Genomic DNA, 24458 nt, shown 5'->3' with positions numbered 1-24458 from the left:
TCATGCCTCCTTGCCTTGGGTGTTGTAGACGGTGCTGGCGCGGGCTTTCTCGAGTGCGACGCGGGGGGCGAAGCTGTCGGCATCGGCCGCCTCCCACCAGTTCGCGTAGATCGTGCTGCCGGGATCCTCCAGCAGGATCCCCTCGGGCAGGAACGGGTAGATCGTGTCGACCGTGCGCGCTTGGGTGACGCCGATGCGGTGGACGAGGTGATGCGGCGCAAGGTCCTTCGGATGGGTCAGCCCGGCGGCGGCGACGATATCGGCCAGCGCGTCCAGCGTCTTGCCGTGGAAGCGCGCGGCGCGTTCGCCCTGCACCTCGGGGATCAGCCCGCGCTGGCGGCTCGGGTCCTGGGTGGTCACGCCGGTGGGGCAGGTGCCCAGATGGCAGCGCTGCGCCTGGATGCAGCCGATCGAGAACATGAAGGCCCGCGCCGCGTTGCACCAGTCGGCCCCGAGCGCCAGGTTATGCGCCAGCCCGAAACCGGAATAGACCTTGCCCGAGGCCGCGAGCCGCACCTTGTCGCGCACGCCCGCGCCGACCAGCGCGTTGCGCATCAGGATCAGCCCGTCGATCAGCGGCATGCCGACGCTGTCGGACAGCTCCAGCGGCGCCGCGCCGGTGCCGCCTTCGCCGCCGTCGACGACGATGAAATCGGGGTAGATGCCGGTCTTGCGCATCGCCTTGACCATGGCGAAGGCCTCGTGCGGCTGGCCGATGCACAGCTTCAGCCCCACCGGCTTGCCACCGGACAGCTCGCGCATGCGGGCGGCGAATTCCATCATCTCGTTCGGGGTGGAGAATTCCTTGTGCCCGCGCGGGCTGAGGCAGTCCTGATGCGCCGGAACCTTGCGGACCCGCGCGATCTCCTCCGTCACCTTGGCGGCGGGCAGCAGTCCGCCGTGGCCCGGCTTGGCGCCCTGGCTCAGCTTGATCTCGGTCATCTTGACCACGTCGCGCTGCGCCTCGTCGCGGAAGAGGTCCGGATCGAAGCGGCCGTTGTCGTCGCGCGCCCCGAAATAGCCCGAGCCAAGCTCCCAGACGATGTCTCCGCCGCCCTTGAGGTGATAGGGCGAAAGCCCGCCCTCACCGGTGTCGTGGTAGAAGCCGCCTGCCTTGGCGCCGCGGTTCAGTGCCTCGATCGCGCGGGCGGAAAGCGCGCCGAAGCTCATCGCCGAAATGTTCAGGACCGAGGCCTCGTAGGGCTGCGAACATTGATCGTTGCCGACGCGGACGCGCGGGCGCATCTCCGGGTCGTCGGCGGGGGCGATGGAATGGCTCAGCCAGTGGTATTCCTCCGCCTGGCTGTCACGCTCGGTGCCGAAAGGATGGGTGTCGGTCTCGCCGCGCGCGCGGGCATGAACGAGGTTGCGGGCCTCGTAGGAGAAGGGTTTCCCCTCCAGGTCGCCCTCGACGATATAGGCGCGCAGAAAGGGCCGCAGGTCGTAGAAGAACCAGCGCAGATGCGCCGCCACCGGGTAGTTGCGCGTGATCGTCCAGCGCCGCTGCAGCACGTCGTATAGGCCGAGCGCCACGATCGGCAGGGTCAGAACGAGGACCAGCAGCCACCAGGAGTGCAGGAAGACGAGGGCAAGGATACTCAGAACAGCCGCCGTGATCGGCACGATTGCCCTCAGCATCAAACTCATCCGTCCCTCCATTCTCGTTTCGGTCGCGGCGCAGGGCGCGCGGCTGCGAGGACCTAACGAACGGGCGGGCGGGATAGTTCCCCAGGGTCGGGTCACGCCTCTGTGAGTATGGGCGGGGCCCGCGCCGGTCAGCCCGCCGGTGCGTAGGGGGCGAGGTCGACCTCCGCCGTCTCTCCGCTGGCCAAACGGGCAAGCTGGCGCCCGGCGAAGGGGCCGATCGTCAGCCCCGAGGCACCAAGGCCGTTGCCGACGATCAACCCCTCCACCCCCGGCACGGCCCCGAGGATCGGGCGGAAATCCGGCCCGGCGGGGCGGAAACCGATGCGGGTCTCGATCAGGCTGGCCCCGGCGAGGCCGGGGGCGTGGCGCAGGGCGGCACTCAGCACCTCGTGCTGGCCGGCGGCGGTCACGCGATAGTCGAAGCCCGCGCCGTCCTCGCGCGTGGCGCCCACGACGACGCGGCTGTCGTCGAACGCCAGCAGGTAATGGCTCGCCATCGGCAAGAGCACCGACCAGCGCGAGGTGTCGACCCCGGGCAGGCCGAAATGCAGGATCTGGCCGCGCTGAGGTACCACCGGATGGGTAATGCCGAGCGGGGCGAGGATTTCGGCCGCCCATGCCCCGGCCGTGACGATGGTGCAGTCGCTGGCGATCTCCCGCTGCCGGCCGTCGAAGACGCGGGCGCGGCCCCGGTCGAGGTCCAGCGTGGCGTGGTCGCGGCGGATCTCCGCCCCGAAGGCGCTGGCGGCGCGCAGCAGCGCCGGGGCCAGCTGGCGGGCGTTCACCCGCGCGGCGCCGGGCACGAAGAAGGCCTTGTAGGCCGGGTTGATCGGCGGGAAGCGGGCCTGGGCGCCGGCCGGCGGAACCTCGTGGAAGCCGCCCGACTCCGGGGCCTCTGCGGTGCGGACGGCGAGGCGTTCGCCGGCGGCCTCGTACTCGGCCGGATCCTCGGACGTGACCAGCGCGCCGGTCATCCGGTACCCGACATCGGCCTCTCCCCGTGCCGCGAGATCGCCGATCAGCTCTGCATAGTAGCGGGTGCCCGCCGCATAGATCCGGTACCAGTCGGGGTCCGTCGCCGTGGTGGCCCAGGGGCAGACGATGCCAGCCCCGGCCTCTGTCGCCTTGCCCGTGTGGGCATGGTCAATGACCGTCACCGCGTGCCCCGCACGGGCGAGGTGGAACGCGGTGCTGGCGCCAAGGATGCCGGCGCCGACGATTGTGATCTTCATGTCCCGGCCCCCCGCGGCGCTTTCCCCTGCGCCGGACAGGGCGGCGCGCGGCGATCATGGCGGGATCGGGCGGCGGATGGTAGGGGCAGGACGCCCGCCTGCCACGGATCCGGCGGCGGGTGCATCCTCTCCGATGCGAGGCGCGGCGCAGGCACTCGGGGACGTGAACGCCCCGCGGCAAGGATTGGCCGAGAGGGGCCGAACGGTCCCTTCCAACCCGGGCACTCGCGCTGCTATGGTCCCGTCATGCTTGTGAATCTCGTCCCGATCAGCGCCCTTCTCTTCGGCTCCGCCCTCCTCATGTTCGCAGGCGGGGTCAATGGCCTCATCCTGCCGGTGCGCGGCAGCCTGGAGGGATTCTCCGCCTTTTCGCTGGGCCTTCTCGGCACCGGCTGGGCCATCGGCTATGTCGCCGGCTGCCTTTCGGTGCCGCGACTGGTGCGACGGGTCGGGCATATCCGATCCTTCACCGCGCTCGCGGCGCTGGCGGCAATCTCGATCCTGATGTCGTTGCTCTTGATAACGCCCTATGCCTGGATCCCGCTGCGCGCGCTCTCGGGGTTCTGCTTCGCGGGCGCGGCGATGATCGTGGAGAGCTGGCTGAACGAGCGGACGGAGCAGACCGCGCGCGGGCGGATCTTCGGGCTCTACACCATGATCAACCTCGGCGCCTCGACGCTGGGACAGCTCTCGCTGACGCTCGGCCGGGCCGAGGCGGATACGTTCTTCGTGCTGGGCGCGATCGTCTATTGCTTCGCGCTGGTGCCGCTGGCGATCTCGTCCTCCGCCTCGCCGAAGCCGCTGGTGGCGGTGAAGCTCGACGTCAAGGCGCTGTGGCGGAACTCGCCGGTGGCGGTTTTCGGCATCCTGATGGTGGGGATGTCGAACGGCGCCTTCGGTACGCTCTCGGCGGTCTATGCCGGCAAGGTCGGGCTGCTGGTCAGCGGCGTGGCGCTCTTCGTCTCCGTCCCGATCATTGCGGGGGCTGCGGCGCAGATCCCGGTGGGGACGCTGTCGGACCGCCTCGACCGGCGGAAGGTGCTGATCGGGCTGGCGGTGCTGGCGGCGGCGTCGGATGTGCTGTTCCTGCTGCTGATGCCGGGGTCGGAGACGATCAACCTGGCACTGGTCGCGGTCTTCGGCGCGCCGGTCTTCGCGATGTATCCGGTGATCGTGGCCCATGCCAACGACCATGCGGCGCCGGGGGCCTTCATCCAGACCAGCGGCGGGCTTCTGATGGTCTACGGCATCGGCTCGATCATCGGGCCGCTCCTGGCCGGCTGGGGGATGTCGGTGGCCGGTGCGCGGGGGCTCTTCGCCGTCACGCTGACCGCGCATGTGCTGATCGTGCTCTTCGCGCTCTGGCGGATGCGGGTGCGCGCGGCGGTGCCCGAGGATCAGAAGGGCAGCTTCCAGGTCTCCGCCCCGGGCCGCACGATCACGCCCGAGACGGCGGCGCTGGCCGAGCCGGAGGAGGAAACCGAGCAACGGGAAGAGGCCGCCTGAGGGCGGCCCCGGCCCGAGACAGCGTCGCGCAGCGACGCCGGTCCAGCGCCCACCCGCGGACGGGTGCCGGCCCTCTCCCGGAGCGGGCCGCGGCGCCGGTCAGGCGGTATGCTTGATCAGGAACGTGTAAACCCCGCCGTCCTGCGCGTGCTCCATCAGCTCATTGCCGGTGGTGCGGCAGAAGGCCTCGAAATCCTTCACCGAACCGGGGTCGGTCGCAAGGATCTGCAGCGTGGCGCCGGTCGGCATGTCCTTCAGCGCTTTCTTGGCGCGCAGGATGGGCAGCGGGCAGTTCAGCCCCTTAGCATCGAGAACCTGGTCGGCCATGTTTTGTTTCCTCCTGCTCGCGGTCAGACGTAAAGATTGATGTCGCTGCGCGCGGCGACGTCGACCCAGCTCGCAGCACCCCCGAGCACCGGGCCGTCGATCATGTCCTCGCGCTTGTATTCGAAGAGATCCATGGTCATCTGGCAGGCGATCATCTGCACGTCGGCCTCGATCGCCAGCTCGCGCAGCTCCTCGATCGAGGCGACGCCCTTCTTCTTGATCATGTTCTTCATCATCGTGGTGGTCAGCGCCGTCGCCCCCGGCATCGCCGCCAGGATGTTCGGCATTGCCATGTGCCCGCCGCCCATCGGCATCTCCATCGCCGCGTTGCCGAGCGGGTTGATCTTCAGGTTCAGGTCCTTCTTCAGAAGCTGAAGCCCGTAGAAGGTGAAGAACATGGTCGTCTCGATCCCCATCGCCGCCGCCGTGGTGGCGAGGATGAACGGCGGATAGGCCCAGTCCAGCGTCCCCTTGGTGACGATGATCGTCATCGATTTGGCGTTGGTTTCGTCCAGCATCACTACCTCCAGCCGGCCCTGCCGGCGCTGCAATCGACGGCCGGCGCCCGTGCCGGCCGGGAACGTCCCGTCAGCCGCAGCCCGCGAAGGCGTCGGCCTCCATCTTGGCCTCGTAGGGCCCGGCCACGGCCGTGCCCGGGGTCAGGCCTGCCACGGCGCCCGGGTCGGTCGGGCGCACCTTCACCATCCAGCCCGCGCCGTAGGTATCGGAATTGGCGAGGCTGGGGGTTTCGGCGAGCGTGTCGTTGGTCGCCACGATCTCGGCATCGAAGCCGAGCTTGGCGGGGCCGACCCACTTGCCGGACTCCACCGTCGCGCAGCTCTTGCCGGCCTTGATCTCCTTGCCCGCCTTCTTGGCGGTGAAGGCAACGAGCTGCCCGGCCATGCCGGTCGCGATCATGGTCATGCCGACGGTGTAGGTGCCGTCGCCCTCGTCGCGGTACCAAAGATTGTTCTCCACGTCGTAGAGCAGCTCATCGGGAAGGTTGCAGCCACGTACCACGGGCATCGGGGGCCTCCATCGCTCAGGCGGTTTCCGGTTCGGTATCGATCGTCTCGCCCCGGCGGATCGGCCGGGAAGAGCAGCAGAAGTCCCCCAGCCCCGCCTCTTTCAGCTTGCCGCCGATGAAGAGAGCGAGGTGGAGCGCGACCATGGCGCCAAGCCGGATCCGGCGGGCGATATCGCCCGCGTCGGGTTCGGCGAGGATCAGGTTGCGGTGATAGACGAGTTCGCGGCAGGTCTCGCGGCAGGCGTTGAAGCTCGGGTTGCCGCGCGCGCCCTGGCGGTGGAGCGCGAGCAGGCGGAAGCCCTCGTGCGTCTCCTCGGTGGGGGGCTCGCCCCGGGCGTCGAGCCAGGCCTCCAGCACCGCCTCTCCCATCGCCAGAAGATCGTCGGCCAGCCGCACGGCGTCGCGCGCCAGCGCGTCGTCGGGCCTGGCCGCGAGCGCGTCCAGCCGGGTCTCGATCTCGTCGATGGTCAGGCGGTCCATGTCGCTCACCCCAGCCCTTTCTCCCGCAGAAGCGGGCGCGCGTCCGAGAAGTTCTCGTTCACGCCCACGGTCTTTGCCGACAGCCCCAGGGCCATGCCCAGAAGCTGGGTGAAATAGAGGATCTTGATATTCGTCTTGCGGCCCAGAACCTTCTCGGCCCGGATCTGGTGCATCTCCAGCCCGGTGTGGCAGGTCGGGCATTCGGTGGCGACGACATCTGCGCCGCAGGCCTCGGCGGCCGTCAGGATGTTGAGGACGAGCTTCGTCGAAGTGTCGCTGTCCGACAGCGTATGCGCCCCGCCGCAGCAGGCGGTCTTCAGCGGGAAATCGACGTTCTCGGCGCCCGCGGCGGCCAGGATGTCGTCCATGAAATGCGGCTTTGCGGTGCTTTCCGAGCCCGGGCCCTGGTCCTTCTCGGGGAAGATGTGGCGCGGGCGGGTGTACATGCAGCCGTAGTAGTTGGCGATCTTCAGACCCTTCAGCGAGTTCTTCACCCGCGCGCGGATGCCGTCCTCGCCGATCGAGCGCTTGATCCAGTCGAGCGCGTGGATCGTCTCCACCTGGCCGGCCTCGTAGGTCTTGTGCCCGGCCTTCTGGCTGAGCCGGCTGTTGACCTCCTTGGAACCCGCGTCATGGGCGAGGTCGTATTCCGCCTTCTTGAGGTTGTGATAGCAGCCGTTGCAGGGCGCCATCACCGTGTCGAAGCCCATCTGTTCGGTGATCGAGAGGTTGCGGGCCGACAGGTAGGTTTGGATCTTCGGGTCGACGTTCTTGACCTCCATCGCCCCGCAGCAGTTCCAGTTCTTCAGCTCCACCAGGTCCAGCCCCAGCGCCTTGCCGACGGCCTTGGTCGAGCGGTTGTAGGCATGGCCCGACCCCTCGAGCGCGCAGCCGGGATAATAGGCGACCTTCTTGTGCTTCATGTCCTGCGCCATCACTTCGCTCCCTTCGCGCCAAGGCCAAGCGCCTTGCGGTTCTGCGCCTCGACCTCTTCGGCGTATTCGTTGATCGCGTCGCGGGCGCGGCCCCAGCCGCGGGTCCGGTCCGGCCGGATCGTCGCGATGCCGAGCTTGATCAGGTAGGCCAGCGGGAACCGCTTCACGAGCCCGAGGACCATCGCGACGAGCCAGGGCTGGTTCAGCGGCTGCCCGGTGCGCTTGAAGAAGTCGCGCAGCACGAGCCCGTCCTCGATCCGGCCGGTTTTGATGACCTGCCCGGCAAACACCTCGTCGAACAGCATCGAGGGCGATTTCGGCGTGTGGCCCTTCAGCTCCAGCCAATGCGCGGTGGCCTTCATCACGCCCTCGGGCACCACGTCGCGCGGGCAGGCGTAGGTGCATTTGTTGCAGCTGACGCATTGCCAGATGATGTCCTTGTCGCGCAGCAGCTCATCCTCCATCCCCAGCCGGATCAGGTAGATCCAGTAGCGGGGGTTGAACTCCGGGTTCACCGCGTTGACCGTGCAGGCGTTGGTGCAGGATCCGCATTGCCAGCAGCGGTGGATGTTCTCCCCGCCCGGCAGCGCCGCGATCTCCTCCTGCAGCGCCTCGTTGTAATCGGTCACCGCGCGGCTTTCGATGAAAGTCGACCAGTGGCCGGAGACGTCCATCCCCTCGATGACGAGATTTTCCTGTTCGCGCAGGTTCTCGGGCCGGATCAGGGATTTCTCGTGAATGGGCATCAGTGGGTCTCCTGGCGGGGGATCGCCTTCGGGGTGCCTAGGACATGGGCGGTGCCGTCGATCAGCTTCAGCCGCGTGCGGCCGGTCTCGGTGTCCACCGCGTCGAGGCCGAGCATCCGGCGCGTGTGCAGCATCGGGTCGGCGGCGGTGGCGAATTCGGCGCGCATCAGGCTGCCGCCGCGGTCGTTGATGTAATCGGCGTAGACATGCGCCATCAGCAGGTCGCTGTAGAAGGGCAGGTCGCGAAAGACGCCTTCGGAGGTCAGGAACTCCTCCAGTTCCGAGGCGAGCGTGCGGAAGGCCAGCGCGTCGTCGGCCACCTCGATCGTTGCGGTGGCGACGTCCTCGGCGAACCAGATCTCGCGCAGCACGCCGGTCTTCACCTTTGCGTCCCAGATCCAGCGGCACATCAGCGGGTAGCGGTCCGGCGCGATGAAATGCAGCACCTCTGCGCCGAGGTCGCGGACCCAGCGATGCGCCTTGTCCTGCGGGAAGCGCGCGGTGAACTGCGCCAGCCGCGCGTCTGCGGTTCCGGTGTCGGACCAGCCCGCCAGCAGCGCCTCCAGCCGCATCCGCAGCGCCTCGAATCCCGCCTCGCCCAGGTAGGTGCCGACCTTGCGGCGCACGGGCGTAATGAACGCGGCGAGGTCGAGGAACTCGGTCTCGGTCAGCTGGCCGACGCGGCCCTTGCCGAGGAGCTCCTCGAAAAGCGAGGCCTTAAGCGTCAGCGCCATCACGTAGCGCTCGATCCCGCCCGTGGGCTCGGCCGATTTCACCAGGTGCTCGAAGGCGCGCCGCAGGGTCGGGCCGGACAGGTCCAGCACGGGCGGCGCCACCGGCGCCCCCGCAGTCTCCGCCCTGCGCCCCAGCCCGAACATCACTCTGCCGCCGCGCTCACCGCGCCGGCCGCGAAGTTCAGCGCCGCGATAGCCGCGGCACTTCCCTGCGCGATCGAGTCGTCGATCGTCTCCGGCCCCGAGGCGGCGCCGGCCACGAAGACGCCGGGCCGCGAGGTCTGGCAGAGCGTGGTGTAGGTGTTGGCGCGCCCGATGTAGCCGTACTTGTTCAGGTCTACCCCGAAGACCGACGAAAGCGTCATGTTGTCGACGTTCGGGTCCATGCCCACGGCGTGGACCACCATGTCGAAGGGGATCGAGATTGGCCGCTTGACCAGCGTGTCCTCGCCCTTCACCAGCAGCCGTTTGCCGTCCGAGGTGACCTCGGCGATGCGGGCCTTGATGTACTTGACCTTATATTCCTCCTGGCTGCCCCAGTAGAATTCGCCCTCGTAGAGGCCGAAGGTCCGGATATCCATGTAGTAGATGTAGACGTTGGAATTCGGCAGCTCCTCGCGGATTTCCATGGCGAGGTTGGAGGAGACGGTGCAGCAGATCTTCGAGCACCATTCCCGCCCGATCTGCCGGTCGCGCGAGCCGACGCAGAGCAGGATCGCCACGCGGTCGGGCTTCCTGCCGTCCGACGGGCAGCGCACCCCCCGGCCGGAGGAGATCATCTGTTCAACCTGCGTCGTCGTCACCACGTCCGGGTAGGTGCCAAAGCCCCACTCCGGCTTGTTGACGCTGTCGAAATGGGTGAAGCCCGTGGTCAGGATCGTGCTGGCCGCCGAGATATTGCCGCCGTCCTTCAAGGTGGCGGTGAAGGCGCCGGGTTCCCCGCTGAAGGCCTGCACCTGCGTGTTCAGGCGGACCTCGACATTCGGATTCTCGACGACGCGCTTGACCATGGCGCCGATCGCGTCGGCCGCCCATTCATGGCTCGGCACCAGCCGGGCATAGCCCGAAAGGATCGGCGCGCCGCCAAGACGGTCCTCCTTCTCCACGAGGATCACCTTCCGCCCGGCGGAGGCCGCGGCATGGGCGGCGGACAACCCGGCGGGCCCCCCGCCGACGATCAGGATAGGCTCGCTCACTTCTCCGCTCCTGCAAGGGACTTGGGTTTGACGTAGCCGGGGCCAGAGGTGATGGCCCGCTTCGGGTCGTAAAGGGTCTCGATCCGCCCGGCCTTGACCTCTTCCAGATAGGCCTCGAACTCCGCCTTCTTGGCCTCCCAGTCGATGCCCATCTTTTCCAGAAGCTTCTCGAAGGGGGAGGCGTGCCAGTGGAGTTGCGCCAGCTTGTAGGGATGCGCGCCGCAGACCAGCGCGGCGAACTGGCAATCGGCCATCACCGGCAGCTCGTAGACCTTGTCGACCGCGCGGCCGATCCACTGGTTCTTGTCCAGCGTTGTGATGCAGCCGGTGTCATGGCCGATCATCGCGTCGGATTTCGCCTCCTCCACCGCGACCTTGATCTTGCGGTCGATGGCGAAGGACCGGGTGAATTCCCGCTCGCCGATGATATGGCGGAAGCCGAAGCCGCAGCAGTCGTACCAGGTGGAATAGTCGATCACCTGGGTGCCGAGCGTCTGCAGAAGGCCGGTGGTCACCGCCACGCGGTTCCCGTCCAGCACGGTGTCGTCGTAGATCACGTCCTCCGGCACCATCTTGTAGACGTGGCAGGCCGGGTGGACGGTGGTTCGGATGTGGGAGACGTCGATTTCCTGGAAATCCTTGATCCGGTGGCGCATCACGTGCAGCCATTCGGAGTAGTGGACGACCTCCTCCGGGATCAGCAGCTTGCCGTCGATCAGCCGGCCGAGCTTGCCGAGGATCTTCGTCACCTCCTCGCGCAGCTCTGCCGAATGCACCAGGAAATGCCGCATCTCCTTGTAGTTGCCGAAGGAGGTGCCGCAATGGACGAGCGGGTAATAGGTCCCCTCCGGCAGGCCCTGCGCCTTGGCGGAGACATAGGCCTGGTGGAAGTTCCTCAGGAACACCGCCGCCAGCGAGACCACGTTGCCGATGCCCGAGCCATGGTAGTTCCACGCCGTGCACGAGGTCTGGTCGGTCTCGTCGAGGTAGTTGAGCTCCATCTTGTTCATCAGCCAGAGGACCGACGACGGATAGCCCGGGATGTTCCCGCACTGGCCGCAGGACTTGTGGTGCCAGAGGTTCGTGGTCGGGATCTTCTTGTCCCAGCCGTAAAGCGTCTTGGCCATGATCGGCTTGTGCTGCTCGCCGATCCGGTGGACCAGGATCTGGCCCTCCTTCTCCAGCTGCCACATCGCGTCGCGGACGTCTTCCTTGCGCTCCTTGGAGGTCAGCAGCGCCCGCTTGTCGATCTTCGCCTCGACCCAGTCGGTGGCGCGGCGCGCCTCCGCTGCCGAGAGGTTGCTGGGCTGCCAGTCGGCGCCGAAGCCGCTGAATGCGCCGCTCTTGCCATTGGTTTCGGATGCCATGTCGCGTCCTCCTTCAGGTGCGCCCCGGCCGGGGGCCGGGGGCCTATTCGTCGTCGCCGTCCGTATCGTCGTCCTCGTCGTCGTCGTCCTGCTCGTCGAGCCAGTCTTCCCACTCCTCGCGCTTCTCCTCCATCACGTCGGAGACCACGTCGAAGAGGTTTTCATCAACGATTTCAAGTTGATCCAGGACGCCGGTCGCCTCCCAGATGGTGTAGAGCTCGACCGAGGTCTTCAGGTTGACCTCCCAGGCCGTGTCCAGCGTGTGCATGGTCGGCATCGGGATCGCCTTGCGCAGGATCGCCAGCGGCGCGTCGACCTTGGCGACGTTCGGACCCCAGTCGGGGAACGCCTCCTTGGTGATCATGTTGGGCGCCAGCTGGTTGCCGGTGGAGACGACCTTCAGAAGCACGCGGCTGAACGGCCGCAGCACCTCCTTGGCGCTTTCCATCCCGTGCTTGATCGCCACCTCTCGCATGATCATGACGAGGCCGCCGGGCGAGTTCTCGAACGGGCAGCGGGCGGCGCAGGTGTAGCACTGGGCGCAGGCCCAGATCTTCTCCTGCATCGCGTCGTAGATGCCCTCGAGGTTCTCCGTCCACAGCAGCTGCACGATCTCGCGGGGGCTGTAGTCGTAGTAATGCGCCGAGGGGCAGGTGGCGGTGCAGATGCCGCAGTTCAGGCAGCCGTGGATCTCGGACGCATAGACCGCATGGGTGCGGATATCGTCGAAGATCTCCTCCAGTTCCTCGTAAGGCACCACCGGCTTCTCCGACACAGGATCGGAGATCTGCGGATTGGTCGTCTGCACATGGGCGTTCATCTTCGCCTCCCCGCGAAAATGGGCGTCAGTAGGTCAACACCTTCGCGTCGTCGTCTTCCATGATGTCCTCGATCACCTTGGCACCGCCGACGATGCCCTCGCATTCGGGGATCAGGTCGTCCGCGGTCATGTCGAAGAGGTCGAGATTGGGCGAGCAGCAGTAGAACTTCGCGCCTGCGTCATGCGCGTCCTTGATGAAGTCATAGACGGTCTTGGGCGAGCCGGGCTTGACCACGAGTTTCTCGGCCACGCCCTTCTTCATCAGCTGTCCCGCGGTGGCGGTGCAGATGACCTCCACCTCGTAATCCATCGCCGCGGCGACGGTGGCCTGGAAGAAGGGCGCGCCCAGCTCCTCGCCGTTGCGGGGGTCTGTATTGACCATCACGATGATCAGTTTGCTCGCCACGTTCATCCTCCCAGGGCCATCGCGGGGCCGTTCCTCCCAGAACGGTGTGGTCCCGCACAGTCATCTTCAGTCACGTTAGATGCAAGAATTCGAATATGCAATATCGTTAATCTTTCCGCCCGCCGGTTCTCCGCTCAGGCCATTTCCTCCATCCAGCCGGTATGCGCCGCGAGGCCGACCATCAGCCCGCTGAGCACCTCGGCGATCTCGCCCTGGGCCACGGCGAGCGCCTGCAGCGGCGTCGCGCAATCCTCTGGCGTGTCAGCGAATTCCATGATCAGGTCCTCCGCCATGCCGCGCTTCATGCCGGGATGGCCGAGGAACCCAAGGCTGTTGTCCCCGATCCCGAAAACGAGCGGCGCGCCGTCCTGACCGCGGGCCAGAATCGTCGCCTCCGCGGGCAGGGCAGGGGCGTCGCGCAGATAGCAGGCGAGGGGGAACACCTCCGGCATCTGCCCGCCGAGTCGGCCCGCCCCGGTCGCCTGCGCCGATTCTAGCGTGAAGCGCAGCGGCGCCTCCTCTGCCCCGCCCCCGGCCGCGATGGACAGAAGCACCGCGCCGAGTTCGAACCCCACCACCGGCAGTCCGGCAGACAGGAACGCACGCGTCAGCCGCAGTTCATGCCCGAGGCTCGGCAGGATATGGCCCGAGACCACGCCGTAAGGACCGCCGCCCAGCAGCATCAGCCCGTCATAGCCCTCGGCCGAGGCCGGCAGGGTGCCGCCGGAGGTGAAGGGCCGCTTGTAATGGAAGCGGATGTTGCGGCCTTCCAGATGGTCCTCCAGCAGGCCGAGATACTCGGCCTCGGTGTGCTGGATCACGCAGATTGTCTTCATTGCGCCTTCGCTTCGGCTCCAGGGACAGCCCAAAGGATCGGCTCGCGGCGGGCCCCTGTCAACGAAACATTCTAATTTGGGTATGAATCCGGCGAGCCTTGGCCGGTGGCGTGTCGGGGTCGAAAGGAAAGATTTGCGGTCGTATCCAAAAATTGGAATATTATGATTCGAATGGGTGGCCGTGCCGCCGGGGCGTCCCCGGTCACGCGCCGCCCGAAGAGGCCCGGATGCACGCCCAGTTCATCAGCTCCGAGATCTACCGCGCCACCGGGTACCGGGGGAATCATCCCCTCGCCATCCAGCGCGTCGGCGCGGTGCTGGATCTCGCGGACCATCTCGGCTGGCTGCCCGGCGGCTATGTCCAAAGCCACCGCGCCAGCCGCGAGGAGCTTCTGGCCTTTCACGCCCCGGACTACATCGACGCCATCGTGGCGGCAGAGGCGACCCGCCGCGTCAGTGACGAGGCCCGCGCGCGCTTCCGGATCGGCACGCTGGAGAACCCGGTGTTCCCGGGCCTCTACGAGCGCGCCGGCACCTCGGTCGGCGGTTCGGTCCAGGCGGCGCGGATCGCGGCGCGGGGCGGGGTCGCCTATCACCCCTCGGGCGGCACCCATCACGGCATGCCGGCCCATGCCTCCGGCTTCTGCTTCTTCAACGACCCGGTCTTCGCCATTCTGACGCTCTTGGACGAGGGGATGTCCCGCGTCCTCTACGTCGATCTCGACGCCCATCACGGCGATGGGGTGGAGGCGGCCTTTGCCGATGAGGCGCGGGTGATGACCGTCTCGATCCACGAGGAGAACCGCTGGCCCTTCACTGGCCGCCTTGGCGACCGCGCGGGCGGCAACGCCCGCAACCTGCCGGTGCCCGGGCGGATGAACGACAGCGAATTCGGCCTGCTGATGGCGCGCGCCGTGCTGCCACTCGCCCAGGGCTTCGCGCCGGAGGCGGTAGTGATCACCTGCGGCGCAGACCCGCTCGCGGGCGATCCGCTCTCCTCGCTGGAGCTTTCGAACGTGGCGCTCTGGGATGCGGTGGTGGCGCTCGCCCGGATCGCGCCCTCTACCGTCGTTCTCGGCGGCGGCGGCTACAATCCCTGGACCGTGGCGCGCTGCTGGACCGGGCTCTGGGGCCGCCTCGCCGGATACGAGATCCCGGCGGCCCTGCCCGGGGAAAGCCGCCGGTTGCTGGAGAGCTTCGACTGCGACCTCGTCGACGAAGAGGACAGGCTGCCGCGCTGGACCACCACGCTCGCCGATCCCCGGAACGATGGCCCGGTGCGCGAGCGCTTCCACGAGATCGCCGAGGCGGTGCTGGCGCCCGAGAGGAATGCTGAACACGTGGCCTGACCGGCCACGGAAGGGAGGAATGGAATGTCCGACTGGTTAGGCCGCCTCGGCGCGATCGAGGAGCTGGAGGACGCGGAATTCGACGCGGGCCTGGTGGCAGAGATGGAACGTCTCGGCCCCGGGATGATCGCCCGCCCGCTGCGGTTTTCAACGCCGACCTTCAAGGAATACGACACGGCCGACCTGAAGGGCTGCGGCAAGAACTCCTTCCCGGCCTTCTCGATCACCGCGGGGGGCTGCGCGCTCGACTGCGACCATTGCCAGGCGAAGATCCTGGAGCCGATGATTCCCGCGACGAAGCCCGAGATGCTGGACCAGAAGGTCCGCGACCTGATCCTGCTGCAGGGGCTGCAGGGGTTCCTTCTCTCCGGCGGCTCCAACCGCCGAAACGAGATCCGCTACGAGCGCTACTACCCCGTCATCGAGGGGCTCAAGCGCGACTTTCCGGATCTGAAGATCGCCATCCACACCGCCCTGACCGACGAGGCCGGGGCCAGGCGGATGGAGGCGGCGGGCGTCGACACCGCCATGATGGACGTGATCGGCTCGGAGGAGACGATCCGGCAGGTCTACCACCTCGACCGCCCGGTGGAGGATTTCGAGGCCACGCTCGCCGCGCTGACCGCGACGAGGATGGAGGTCTCGCCCCACATCGTCATCGGCCTGCATTATGGCGCGCTGAAGGGCGAGGCGCGCGCGCTCGACATCGTCTCGCGCTACCCGGTCAACGCGCTGGTGCTGGTGGTCATCATGCCGTTCTATGCGAAGCCAGGGACGTTCAGGACCCCCGCGACCTCGGACGTCGGGCGCATATTCCTGGAGGCGCGGCAGCGGCTGGGCGACCGGCAGCTTCTGCTGGGCTGCGCGCGGCCCGCCGGGATGCACAAGCGGGTGACGGATGCCTATGCGGTGATGGCGGGTCTCGACGGCATCGCGTTTCCGGCGGAGGGCGCGGTGCAGGTGGCCCAGGCCACGGGGCGCGACTGGCACCAGGAACACGCCTGCTGCTCGATCAAGATCGGCGCCAGCCTCGGCAAGGGCGTCGGCAACCTGCGGACCTGCGCAGCATGACCGGGGGGGCGACCATAGGCGCGTCCGTGACGCTTCCCCGCCCGGCGCTCGCCCGGTCAGGCGCCGCCCTCGTCGCCTCCGGCGAGGCCACGCCATGACTGCGCCCCGCCCCATCGACGTTCTCGTCGCGGGCCTCGGCCCCGCCGGGGCCGCAGCGGCGGCTGCCGCGGCCGAGGCTGGCGCCACCGTGCTTGCCGTCGACCGCCGCGCCCGGCCGGGCCTGCCCGTCCAATGCGCCGAGTTCGTCCCGATGATGCTCGGGATGGACACCGCCGCCGTCTCCGCCGCCCGCATCCAGGACATCGCGACGATGGAGACCTATCTGCGCGAGGCCGCCCCCGACACCACGCCCGAATTCCGCGGCCACATGATCGACCGCGCCGGTTTCGACGCAGCCCTCGTCGCGGCCGCCCGCGCCGCCGGCGCCGACTGCCGCTTCGCCACGCCGATCCGCGCCATCGGCCCCGACGGCACGGTAGGCCTCGCCGATGGCAGCAGCTACCGGCCCCGGGTTCTGATCGGGGCCGACGGCCCGCGCTCGCCCACCGGCCGGGCGCTGGGCCTCGTCAACACCGAGCTGGTCGAGACGCGCCAGATCACCCTTGACCTGCTCGTGCCGCACGCGGCGACCGACATCTTCCTGCGCCCCGAGATCGAGGGCGGCTACGGCTGGCTCTTCCCCAAGGGCAAGCTCTGCAACCTCGGCCTCGGCATCGCGCCCGCCCGGAAGGGCCGCCTCAAGACGCTGCTGTCCGAGCTGCATGTGGAACTCCTCTGCGCCCGCCGCGTCGGTCCGACCATCCACGCCACGACCGGAGGCGCGATCCCCGTCGGCGGGATCATCGGACTCTCCGGCCGGCTGGGCGCCACCACGGCGCTGCTGGCGGGCGACGCGGCGGGGCTCGTCAACCCGGTCACCGGGGCGGGGATCAACGCCGCCGTTCTCTCCGGCCGCATGGCCGGACGCGCCGCCGCCGCGCAGCTTGCCGGCGATGCCGGCGCCGCCGCCGATTACGACGAGGAGGCCCGCGACCTCTTCGGCCCCTCCATCGCCCTCGCCCTCCGCCGGAGGCAGGAGCTGATGGCCGCCTATGCCGGCGCGAGCCGCCCGAGCGACGCCGCGCTCCGCCGTGGCTGGATCGCCTATTCCGATTACTGGGACCGGACCCCGGCTCCCGCCGAGACGAGGGAGGAGAAGGAACCCGCATGACCTGCCTGAAACCCGAGGGAGCACTGCCTGGCCGCACCGGCGCCAATGGCCAGGATTTCAACGCCTATGACCTGATGGAGCCGCGCGCGCCCGGCCGCACGCCCGCGCCCTTCCGGAACGGCAAGCCGGTGAAGGACGCCGACATCGCCCCCCACGGCCTCTACCGCCCGGATTACCGGGTGATGACGCCCCACATGCGCTCGCCCGACTACGTCCAGATGTCGACCGCCGCCGCGATCACGCTGGGCCTCGTCGAGGGGCAGATGCACCGCTGTTCCTGCACGCGCTGCCTGAACCTGCTCCTGACCTACCCCGAAGGCTGCCGCGCCAACTGCGCCTATTGCGGCCTCGCCCGGCACCGCGAGGCGGAACGCAACTACGCAGACCGCAACTTCATCCGCGTCGACTGGCCCGCCGTGTCGATGGACGAGATCGTGGACCGCGTCGCCGCCGACGTGGCGGGGACGCCCTTCCACCGCATGTGCATCTCGATGATCACCCACCCGAATTCCGACGACGACACGGTGACGGTGCTGAAGAAATGGGTCGAGCGCATCGACCCCGACGCGATCCCGATCTCCATCCTGTCGAACCCGACGACAATGGCGCGCCGCGACGTGCAGATCTTGCGCGACATGGGCTCCGACATCTTCACCGTGGCGCTCGACGCGGCCACGCCCGAGCTCTTCGACCGCACCCGCGGCAAGGGCGTGCAGTCGCCCCATACCTGGAAGAAGTATTGGGAGATCATGCTCGACGCCCGCGACATCTTCGGCCCGAAGAAATTCGGCGCCCATATCATCGTCGGCATGGGCGAGACCGAATACGAGGTGATGAAGGTCGTGCAGGACCTCGTCGACCTCGGCGGGCATTCCCACATGTTCTGCTTCTTCCCCGAGAAGGGCAGCCTGATGGACCATCTGCCCGCCACACCCCGCGACCAGTGGCGGCGGGTGCAGCTTGCCCGCTACCTCGTCGATTACTGCGGGGTGAACATCGCCCAGATGAGGTTCGACGAGAACGGCCGCATCGTGGATTTCGGCCTGCCCGAATCCGAGCTTTCCACCATCATCGACGCCGGCATCGCCTTCCGCACCTCCGGCTGCCCGGGCAAGTTCGCCGATGATATCTCCGCCTGCGACCGGCCCTATGGCGACAGCCCGCCCTCGAACATCGCAAGCTACCCCTTCGCGCTGAAGGACGTTGATATCCGCAAGGTCAGAAGTCAGCTCGACATGCTGCGCCCGGGCGAGACCTACGAGGACGGCGAGGAGTTCGACCTGCTGTGACGCTGGCGCGGCCTCACCGCCCAGCCGGCCCGGTGGCCCAAAGGCCGCCGGGCAGCGACATCGACGCCGGGATCGCCTACGCTTGCGCTCCGGCAATGCGCCCTGCGCGTCCGTCCACCGGTCGGCCGCTGATGCAGGGCGCGGCGCCCCACGGATAGGGAGGAACAAGAGCCATGACCCCGTTCCGCATCATCGACACCGGCGTCCGCCCCTGCCGCGAGCAGATGGCCTTCGACCAGGCGCTGATCGAGTGCCACAAGGCGGGCGTGATCCCCGACACGCTGCGTTTCCTGACCTTCCCGCCCTCCGTCCTCGTCGGCCGCCATCAGGCGATCAGCCAGGAGCTGCACCTTCCCGCCTGCCGCGCGGCCGGTGTCGGCATCGGCCGCCGCATCACCGGCGGCGGCGCGCTCTACCTCGACGAGGGGCAATTCGGCTGGGAGCTGGTCTTCTCGAAGAAAAGCCTGGGCCTGACCACCCTGGGCGAGGTCGCCCGCGCGCTTTGCGAGGCCTGCGCGGCGGGGCTTTCGAAGCTCGGCCCCGCCGTCCGCTACCGCCCCCGCAACGACCTGGAGGTCGAGGGCCGCAAGATCGGCGGCACCGGCGGCTTCTTCGACGGGGACACGATCTTCTACCAGGGCACCGTGCTGGTGGAGATGAACGGGGCGAAGATGGCCTCGCTTCTGAACATCCCCGCCGCCAAGCTCGCCAAGCGCGGCCAGACCAGCGCGGCGCAGCGGGTGGTGACGCTGGCCGAGCTTTTCGGCGGCACCCCGCCGCCGCTCGCCGAGATCAAGCAGGCGGTGATCGAAGGCTTCGCCGAGGCCCTCGGCATCGCCCCCGAATGGGGCGCGATCACGGAAGCGGAGGAAGAGACCGCCCGCCGCCTCTTCGACGAAGAGATCGGCCAGGACGAGTTCGTCTATTCGATCGACGACCCCGCCCACCCTTCGGATGTCCGCTCCGGCGGCTTCACCGGGCAGGGCGGTCGCATCGCCGCGCATGTCCGCCTCGAAGGCCCGCGCCAGAACCGGATCCGCGAGATCGTCATCACGGGCGACTTCTTCGTCACGCCCCCGGCGACGATCCTGAACCTGGAAGCCGCCCTGCGCGGCGTTCCGGTGGCGGAGCTGGAGGCCGAGGTCGACCGCTTCTTTGCCGCGGCCAGCGTGGGCCTTCTGACCGCAGCACCGGCGGATTTCGCCCGCGCCATCCGCAATGCGATCGAGGGCGCGGAGGCCTACGAGCCCGCGGGCTGACGCGGGAAGGGGGCGAAAGGGAGGGGGAGGGGCTTCAGAGCCCCTCGAACTCGCAGAGCGCGTGAACCGGCATGCCCATCGCTTCCAGCCGCTTGCGCCCGCCGAGCTCGGGCAGGTCGATGATGAAGGCGCAGCCCACCACCTCGGCGCCAAGACGCTCGATCAGCCGGATCCCGGCCTCCGCCGTGCCGCCGGTGGCCAGGAGGTCGTCGACCAGCAGCACCCGCTCGCTGGCATGCAGCGCGTCGTCATGCAGCTCCATGATCGCCTCGCCGTATTCCAGCTTGTAGTCCTGCGCGATGGTGGCGCCGGGCAGCTTGCCCTTCTTGCGGATCGGCACGAAGCCGCGCGACAGCTGGTGGGCGATGGCGCCGCCCAGGATGAAGCCCCGCGCCTCCAGCGCCGCGACCTTGTCGATCCGCGCCCCGGCATAGGGGTTGATCAGCTGGTCGATCGCCATCCGGAACCCGCGCGGATCGGCGAAGAGCGTGGTCACGTCCCGGAACAGGATCCCCTCATGCGGGAAATCGGGGATGGTGCGGATGTAATCCTTGACGGTCTTCTGCATGGCGGGCCTTTCGGGCTGGGGCGCCCGCCTCGTTAGCACGAGCCGGAAAAGCCCGGCAAGCGCCCGCTCAGAGTACCCGGCCCGCCACCGCGTCGAGCCTGGCCAGAAGCGCGGGATCGCGCTTGCCGGGCGCGGTCATGATCGCGTGATCAAGCGCGTGATCGCAGCCGTCGGGGCAGGGCGCGTGCGCCCCCAGATGCGCCGGAAGCCCTGCGACCAGCGCGCGCGCCTTGTCGGCATTGCCGGTCAGCGTCTCGATTACCTTCGCCACGTCGACCGCGTCATGACCCGGGTGCCAGCAGTCGAAATCAGTCACCATGGCGACCGACGCGTAGCAGAGCTCCGCCTCGCGGGCGAGCTTCGCCTCCGGCATGTTGGTCATCCCGATCACGTCGGCGCCCCACTGTTCGCGGTACATCCGGCTTTCGGCGAGGGTGGAGAACTGCGGCCCCTCCATGGCAAGGTAGGTGCCGCCGTCATGCACGGTGATCCCGGCCTCCAGCGCCGCCGAGAGGCAGCCGGCCGAGAGCCGCGGGCAAGTCGGATGGGCGAAGCCTACATGCGCGACGCAGCCGGCCCCGAAGAAGCTCTTCTCCCGCGCGAAGGTGCGGTCGATGAACTGGTCGACGATGACGAAATCCCCCGGCGCCATCGCCTCGCGGAACGACCCGCAGGCCGAGACGGAGACGAGATCGGTCACCCCGATCCGCTTCATCGCGTCGATATTGGCCCGGTAGGGGATCGTGCTTGGCGAATGCACATGGCCGCGGCCATGTCGCGGCAGGAAGGCCAGCATCACACCGCCCAGCCGGCCGGTCAGGATCTCGTCCGAGGGCGCGCCCCAGGGCGTTTCCACGGCCTGCCAGCGCGCCTCCTCGAGGCCCGGGATGTCGTAGATGCCCGAGCCGCCGATGATGCCGATCCTGCGTTCCATACATCCTCTCCGCTGCGCTGCCGCGGAGTCTAGGACGAATGGCCGGGGTTCGAAAAGGGGCGATCTGGCCGAGCGGGCCACACGTCTGGCGTGACGTGCGCGCGGGCGTTCAGCCCGCCATCGCGGCCTCGAACTCCGCCAGCGGGACCGACCCCGGCGCGCGGCCCTCGCGCGCCATCCGCGCGGCCAGCGCCGTAAGCCAGGCATTGGCCGGAGCGGGCACGCCGTGCAGCGCCGCCAGAAGCGCGATCTCGCCGTTGAGGTAATCCGTCTCCACCGATCCGGTCCCGCGCGCGAGGCTCTGGGTGGTAGAGCTTCCGGCCCGGTCGAGCCCCTCGATCTCGACGATCTTCATCAGCGCATCGCGGCGCGGATCGGCGGCGCCGACATCCTTCCAGGCGATCCCGGCGGCGGCCAGCACGGCGGCGGCCTCCTCGCGCAGGCGCGGGCGAATGGCCTTAGCCTCGGGGCTGCTCCCGAACGCGGCCTCGGTGATATTGCCGAGGTTCATCAGCAGTTTTCCGTACTTGCTCGCCATCACGTCGGGCACCGCGAAGGCGGCGAAGCCGGCCGCCTCCAGCGCCTCGGCCATGGCCCTGTCGGCATCGTCGAGGCCCGAGGGATAGCGGCCGAGATCGAAGATGCCCGGCTTGGGCGTGCCGAAGACGGCCACCTCGCCGGGGACGAGGAACTGCGCCGGCATCATCACCGTCATGCCGTGAACATTCGGGAAATAGCGCAGCGCGAGGCGTTCGTTCTCCACCCCGTTCTGCGCGCAGAAGACCGGCTGTTCGCTCAGCCCGGCCGCGCGCAGCTGTGCGAGCGCGCCGAGCGTGTCCTGCGTCTTCACAGCGAGGATGACGGCATCGTCGGGGCGCAGCGTGAGCGCCTCGGGGCTGGCGACGCAGTCGAAACGGGCCTGCCTGTCGCCGGAGGGCATGCGGATCCTCAGGCCCCGGGCCGAGATCGCTTCGCGCTGGGCGCCGCGGGCGATGCCCACCACCTCGCGGCCGGCAAGTGCCAGAAGGCCCGCCATGGCGCCGCCGATCGCTCCGGTTCCGTGGACGATGATGCGCATGATGTCCCTCCGTTCTGCCGCGCGGCGACACTAGGGCGATCGCTGCGGGGCGGAAAGGGGGGGATGGACGGCCCTCCTTTCCGCGCCGGAGGGCGCCATCCCGCGCATGACGCCAAAATGTTTCAGCTCTGCGCGGTATTGTGGCTTGCCAAGCATGGGGTTGCATTCGTATCTCGGAATACGAACTCCCGCCTCCCGGGTCTTGCCATGACGATGACTTCGCGGCCGCTCAATCCGTCCCTGTCGCGCCGCGTGCTGCGCGCCGGGCTGCTGCGCTATACCGAACTGCGGCGGACGGTGCGAAACCGCGAGTTCATCCTGATCGTGGTCTCGGCCATCGTCGGCGGCTTCGTCGGCCTCGTCACGATCGGCCTGCGCGACATCGTGATGGCGCTTCACGCGCTCGACTTCAACCTGTTCTTCGGCGAGCACCTCTCCGCCCAGACCGATGTCGACTACCTGCGCCTTGCGCTGGTGCCGGCGCTGGGCGGGCTGGCCCTCGGCGGGATAACGCTTCTGCTGCAGAAGCTCCGGCCCACCGAGATCATCGACCCCGTCGAGGCCAACGCGCTTTACGGCGGCCAGCTCAGCTTCCGCGACTCGGCGCGGCTGACCGGGCTGACCGTGATCTCCAACGCCTGCGGCGCCTCGGTCGGGATGGAGGCGGGCTACAGCCAGTTCGGGGCCGGCATCTTCGCCTCGGTGGGCGAATATTTCCACCTCCGCCGCGAGGACCAGCGCACAATGGTCACCTCCGGCGCCGCCGCCGCCATCGCCGCGGCCTTCAACGCGCCGCTGGCGGGCGCCTTCTACGGCTTCGAGCTGATCCATTCGAGCTACACGACCAAGATGCTGGCGCCGGTGCTGGCGGCCTGCCTCTCCGCCGTGCTGGTGGTGCGCAACCTGCGCACCGACGCGCCGCTCTTCGATGTCTTCGGCGCTTTTCCGGTGCCGCATATGTACTACCTGCTCTTCGCGCTCCTGGGCTTCGCGGCGGCCGGCGTCGGCATCCTGACGATGTGGCTCGCGACCTCGGTCGAGCGTATCCTGAAGGCCTCGAAGCTGCCCGCCTGGGCGCGCCCGGCCATCGGCGGCGTGGCGCTGAGCCTGCTGGCCTTCGGCTCGCCCCAGGTGCTCGGCTCCGGCCATGGCGCGATCCAGTGGCACCTGCAGACGCAATGGACGCTGATCCCGCTGCTGCTGCTACTCGCCGGCAAGGTGCTCGGCTCGGCGATCTCGCTCGGGGCGAGCTTCCGGGGCGGGTTGTTCTCCTCGTCGCTCTTCATCGGGCTGCTGCTCGGCGCGGCCTTCGTCAACACGCTGGGTATGTTCGATCCCGCCTTCCTGTCCGAACGCACCGCCTTCCTGCTGGTCGGCATGGGCGCGACCGGGGCCGCGATCATCGGCGCGCCCTTCACCATGGTCTTCCTGGTGCTGGAATCGACCGGCGATTTCCTGATCACCTTCGCCACGCTGATGGGCGTGCTGATCGCCTCCACCACGGTGCGGCTGACCTTCGGCTACTCCTTCTCGACCTGGCGCTTCCACCTGCGCGGGCTGCCGCTCCGGGGCGGGCACGACATCGGCTGGATCACCGAGATGACCGCCGGCCGGCTGATGCGCTCGGACGTGCGCACCGTTCCGGTCGCCACCCCCCTCGGCAAACTGCGCGAACTGGTGCCGCTGGGCAGCCATAAATGGGCCGTCGCGGTGAACGGCGGCGGCGAATATGCCGGCATGATCGACATCGCGGCCGTCCACGACCCCGACATCACCGAGATGGTGCCCCATCTCGTCGCCGCCGACCTGACCACCTGCCGCGGCTGCTACGTGCTGCCGGGCGACGACATCCGCACCATCCTGCGCAAGTTCGGCGAGGCCCGGGCCGAGACGCTGCCCGTCGTCGCCTCCGCCACCGCGCCGCGGGTGCTGGGCTCGCTGTCCGAGGCCTTTGCCCTGAAGCGCTACACCCAGGAGCTGGAACGCCGCCGCAACGACGAGCTGGGTATGCCCGGGCTCTAAGCCGCCGATGCGGGGCGGGGGCCACGGCGGAACCCCGCCCGTGGCACTGCGGGGCGCGGGCTCCGGCTTGAAACGCGGCGGCGGTTGGGACTAATGGGCGGCATTCTCCGGCGCGGGTCCAGCCGTGCCGGACCCCCTGAATTCGGACACTCCGACCGCGCATGATCCTCGGCGCTCTTATTCTTGCCCTGCTCGCGGGCCTCGCGCTCGGCCTTCTTGCGCTGGCCCTCGGCGCGGCCGTCGCGGCCGCGATCGGCCTCGGCTGGGGTGGCGGGATGCTGGTGCTGCTGGCCGTGGTCGCGCTGCAGATCCACCGCGGCCTGCGCCGCACCGGCCAGCCCCCCCGCCCGCTGGCCGGGGCCGGCGCCCGCGGGCCGGGGTCTTAACCGCCCGTTTCCCAGCTTGCGCTTCCCGCCGCG

25 protein-coding genes are annotated in these 24458 nt (G+C 68.6%); 8 read left to right on the top strand and 17 right to left on the bottom strand.

Features of this window, described 5'->3' with window-relative positions:
• Both EIP85_RS05365 and EIP85_RS05360 read right to left on the bottom strand, forming a co-directional pair.
• Positions 1 to 1647 (bottom strand): FMN-binding glutamate synthase family protein, encoded by a 1647-nt coding sequence (locus EIP85_RS05365; RefSeq protein WP_241559896.1) that lies wholly within the window; start codon positions 1645 to 1647, stop codon positions 1 to 3.
• A gap of 128 nt (positions 1648 to 1775) precedes the next feature.
• Positions 1776 to 2879: an NAD(P)/FAD-dependent oxidoreductase gene (locus EIP85_RS05360; protein WP_127901127.1), complete on the bottom strand. Its 1104-nt coding sequence runs from the start codon at positions 2877 to 2879 to the stop codon at positions 1776 to 1778.
• A gap of 246 nt (positions 2880 to 3125) precedes the next feature.
• Here EIP85_RS05360 and EIP85_RS05355 point away from each other — a divergent pair, with 246 nt between their 5' ends.
• Positions 3126 to 4385 carry an MFS transporter gene (locus tag EIP85_RS05355; RefSeq protein WP_127901126.1) on the top strand — a complete coding sequence of 420 codons (1260 nt, stop codon included), beginning with the start codon at positions 3126 to 3128 and terminating at the stop codon, positions 4383 to 4385.
• A gap of 99 nt (positions 4386 to 4484) precedes the next feature.
• Here EIP85_RS05355 and EIP85_RS05350 read toward each other — a convergent pair whose 3' ends face one another.
• The 12 genes from EIP85_RS05350 to EIP85_RS05295 all read right to left on the bottom strand — a co-directional run bounded on the left by EIP85_RS05350 (position 4485) and on the right by EIP85_RS05295 (position 13259).
• Entirely contained in the window at positions 4485 to 4712 is a 228-nt protein-coding gene (locus EIP85_RS05350) for a sulfurtransferase TusA family protein (RefSeq protein WP_127901125.1), read from the bottom strand.
• Between the two features lie 23 nt (positions 4713 to 4735).
• Positions 4736 to 5230 carry a sulfur carrier protein DsrE2 gene (dsrE2, locus tag EIP85_RS05345; RefSeq protein WP_206615465.1) on the bottom strand — a complete coding sequence of 165 codons (495 nt, stop codon included), beginning with the start codon at positions 5228 to 5230 and terminating at the stop codon, positions 4736 to 4738.
• Positions 5231 to 5300: 70 nt separating this feature from the next.
• A complete protein-coding gene (locus EIP85_RS05340) occupies positions 5301 to 5738 on the bottom strand; it encodes a biotin/lipoyl attachment domain-containing protein (RefSeq protein ID WP_127901124.1) in 438 nt (145 codons plus the stop codon).
• Between the two features lie 16 nt (positions 5739 to 5754).
• Entirely contained in the window at positions 5755 to 6228 is a 474-nt protein-coding gene (locus tag EIP85_RS05335) for a hypothetical protein (RefSeq protein ID WP_164871645.1), read from the bottom strand.
• Entirely contained in the window at positions 6225 to 7154 is a 930-nt protein-coding gene (locus EIP85_RS05330; protein ID WP_241559895.1) for a CoB--CoM heterodisulfide reductase iron-sulfur subunit B family protein, read from the bottom strand. The genes EIP85_RS05335 and EIP85_RS05330 overlap by 4 nt, the downstream gene beginning before the upstream one ends.
• Positions 7154 to 7900: a 4Fe-4S dicluster domain-containing protein gene (locus EIP85_RS05325; RefSeq protein ID WP_127901122.1), complete on the bottom strand. Its 747-nt coding sequence runs from the start codon at positions 7898 to 7900 to the stop codon at positions 7154 to 7156. Before EIP85_RS05325 ends, EIP85_RS05330 begins: the two co-directional genes overlap by 1 nt.
• A complete protein-coding gene (locus tag EIP85_RS05320) occupies positions 7900 to 8736 on the bottom strand; it encodes a hypothetical protein (protein WP_127901121.1) in 837 nt (278 codons plus the stop codon). Before EIP85_RS05320 ends, EIP85_RS05325 begins: the two co-directional genes overlap by 1 nt.
• Positions 8737 to 8777: 41 nt before the next feature.
• Positions 8778 to 9830, bottom strand: coding sequence for an FAD-dependent oxidoreductase (locus EIP85_RS23390; protein WP_127901120.1), 1053 nt, complete (start codon positions 9828 to 9830; stop codon positions 8778 to 8780).
• Positions 9827 to 11197, bottom strand: a complete 1371-nt coding sequence (locus EIP85_RS05310; RefSeq protein ID WP_127901119.1) for a heterodisulfide reductase-related iron-sulfur binding cluster — start codon at positions 11195 to 11197, stop codon at positions 9827 to 9829. The genes EIP85_RS23390 and EIP85_RS05310 overlap by 4 nt, the downstream gene beginning before the upstream one ends.
• 43 nt (positions 11198 to 11240) lie before the next feature.
• Positions 11241 to 12017, bottom strand: a complete 777-nt coding sequence (locus EIP85_RS05305) for a 4Fe-4S dicluster domain-containing protein (RefSeq protein ID WP_206615463.1) — start codon at positions 12015 to 12017, stop codon at positions 11241 to 11243.
• Positions 12018 to 12042: 25 nt separating this feature from the next.
• A complete protein-coding gene (locus EIP85_RS05300) occupies positions 12043 to 12429 on the bottom strand; it encodes a DsrE family protein (RefSeq protein ID WP_241559894.1) in 387 nt (128 codons plus the stop codon).
• 128 nt (positions 12430 to 12557) lie between these two features.
• A complete protein-coding gene (locus tag EIP85_RS05295; protein WP_127901117.1) occupies positions 12558 to 13259 on the bottom strand; it encodes a type 1 glutamine amidotransferase family protein in 702 nt (233 codons plus the stop codon).
• A gap of 227 nt (positions 13260 to 13486) precedes the next feature.
• On the opposite strand from EIP85_RS05295, the gene EIP85_RS05290 reads away from it, so the two are divergent.
• From EIP85_RS05290 to EIP85_RS05270, 5 genes are all read left to right on the top strand, one after another.
• The gene (locus tag EIP85_RS05290; RefSeq protein ID WP_127901116.1) at positions 13487 to 14608 is read left to right on the top strand and encodes an acetoin utilization protein AcuC; all 1122 of its coding nucleotides are present in this window, start codon (positions 13487 to 13489) and stop codon (positions 14606 to 14608) included.
• A 24-nt stretch (positions 14609 to 14632) separates the two neighbouring features.
• Positions 14633 to 15679, top strand: coding sequence for a radical SAM protein (locus EIP85_RS05285; protein ID WP_127901115.1), 1047 nt, complete (start codon positions 14633 to 14635; stop codon positions 15677 to 15679).
• Between the two features lie 94 nt (positions 15680 to 15773).
• On the top strand, positions 15774 to 16889 hold the full coding sequence (locus EIP85_RS05280) for a geranylgeranyl reductase family protein (RefSeq protein WP_127901114.1): 1116 nt from the start codon (positions 15774 to 15776) through the stop codon (positions 16887 to 16889).
• Positions 16886 to 18178, top strand: a complete 1293-nt coding sequence (locus EIP85_RS05275) for a radical SAM protein (RefSeq protein ID WP_206615461.1) — start codon at positions 16886 to 16888, stop codon at positions 18176 to 18178. The genes EIP85_RS05280 and EIP85_RS05275 overlap by 4 nt, the downstream gene beginning before the upstream one ends.
• Positions 18179 to 18351: 173 nt before the next feature.
• Positions 18352 to 19437, top strand: a complete 1086-nt coding sequence (locus EIP85_RS05270) for a lipoyl protein ligase domain-containing protein (RefSeq protein ID WP_127901113.1) — start codon at positions 18352 to 18354, stop codon at positions 19435 to 19437.
• A gap of 34 nt (positions 19438 to 19471) precedes the next feature.
• Here EIP85_RS05270 and EIP85_RS05265 read toward each other — a convergent pair whose 3' ends face one another.
• The 3 genes from EIP85_RS05265 to EIP85_RS05255 all read right to left on the bottom strand — a co-directional run bounded on the left by EIP85_RS05265 (position 19472) and on the right by EIP85_RS05255 (position 22017).
• Positions 19472 to 20005 (bottom strand): adenine phosphoribosyltransferase, encoded by a 534-nt coding sequence (locus tag EIP85_RS05265; RefSeq protein WP_127901112.1) that lies wholly within the window; start codon positions 20003 to 20005, stop codon positions 19472 to 19474.
• A 67-nt stretch (positions 20006 to 20072) separates the two neighbouring features.
• A complete protein-coding gene (locus tag EIP85_RS05260; protein ID WP_127901111.1) occupies positions 20073 to 20939 on the bottom strand; it encodes an S-methyl-5'-thioadenosine phosphorylase in 867 nt (288 codons plus the stop codon).
• A 109-nt stretch (positions 20940 to 21048) separates the two neighbouring features.
• Entirely contained in the window at positions 21049 to 22017 is a 969-nt protein-coding gene (locus EIP85_RS05255; protein ID WP_127901110.1) for a ketopantoate reductase family protein, read from the bottom strand.
• 207 nt (positions 22018 to 22224) lie between these two features.
• Between EIP85_RS05255 and EIP85_RS05250 the strand changes: the two genes are divergently transcribed.
• Both EIP85_RS05250 and EIP85_RS05245 read left to right on the top strand, forming a co-directional pair.
• On the top strand, positions 22225 to 24039 hold the full coding sequence (locus tag EIP85_RS05250) for a chloride channel protein (protein WP_241559893.1): 1815 nt from the start codon (positions 22225 to 22227) through the stop codon (positions 24037 to 24039).
• Positions 24040 to 24200: 161 nt separating this feature from the next.
• Positions 24201 to 24425 carry a hypothetical protein gene (locus EIP85_RS05245; RefSeq protein WP_127901109.1) on the top strand — a complete coding sequence of 75 codons (225 nt, stop codon included), beginning with the start codon at positions 24201 to 24203 and terminating at the stop codon, positions 24423 to 24425.
• The last annotated feature ends 33 nt before the right edge of the window (positions 24426 to 24458 follow it).

This window comes from Solirhodobacter olei (assembly GCF_004010155.1).
In the GTDB taxonomy this organism is placed as follows: Bacteria; Pseudomonadota; Alphaproteobacteria; order Rhodobacterales; family Rhodobacteraceae; genus Solirhodobacter; species Solirhodobacter olei.
This window is presented reverse-complemented; position numbering and strand designations above follow the sequence as displayed.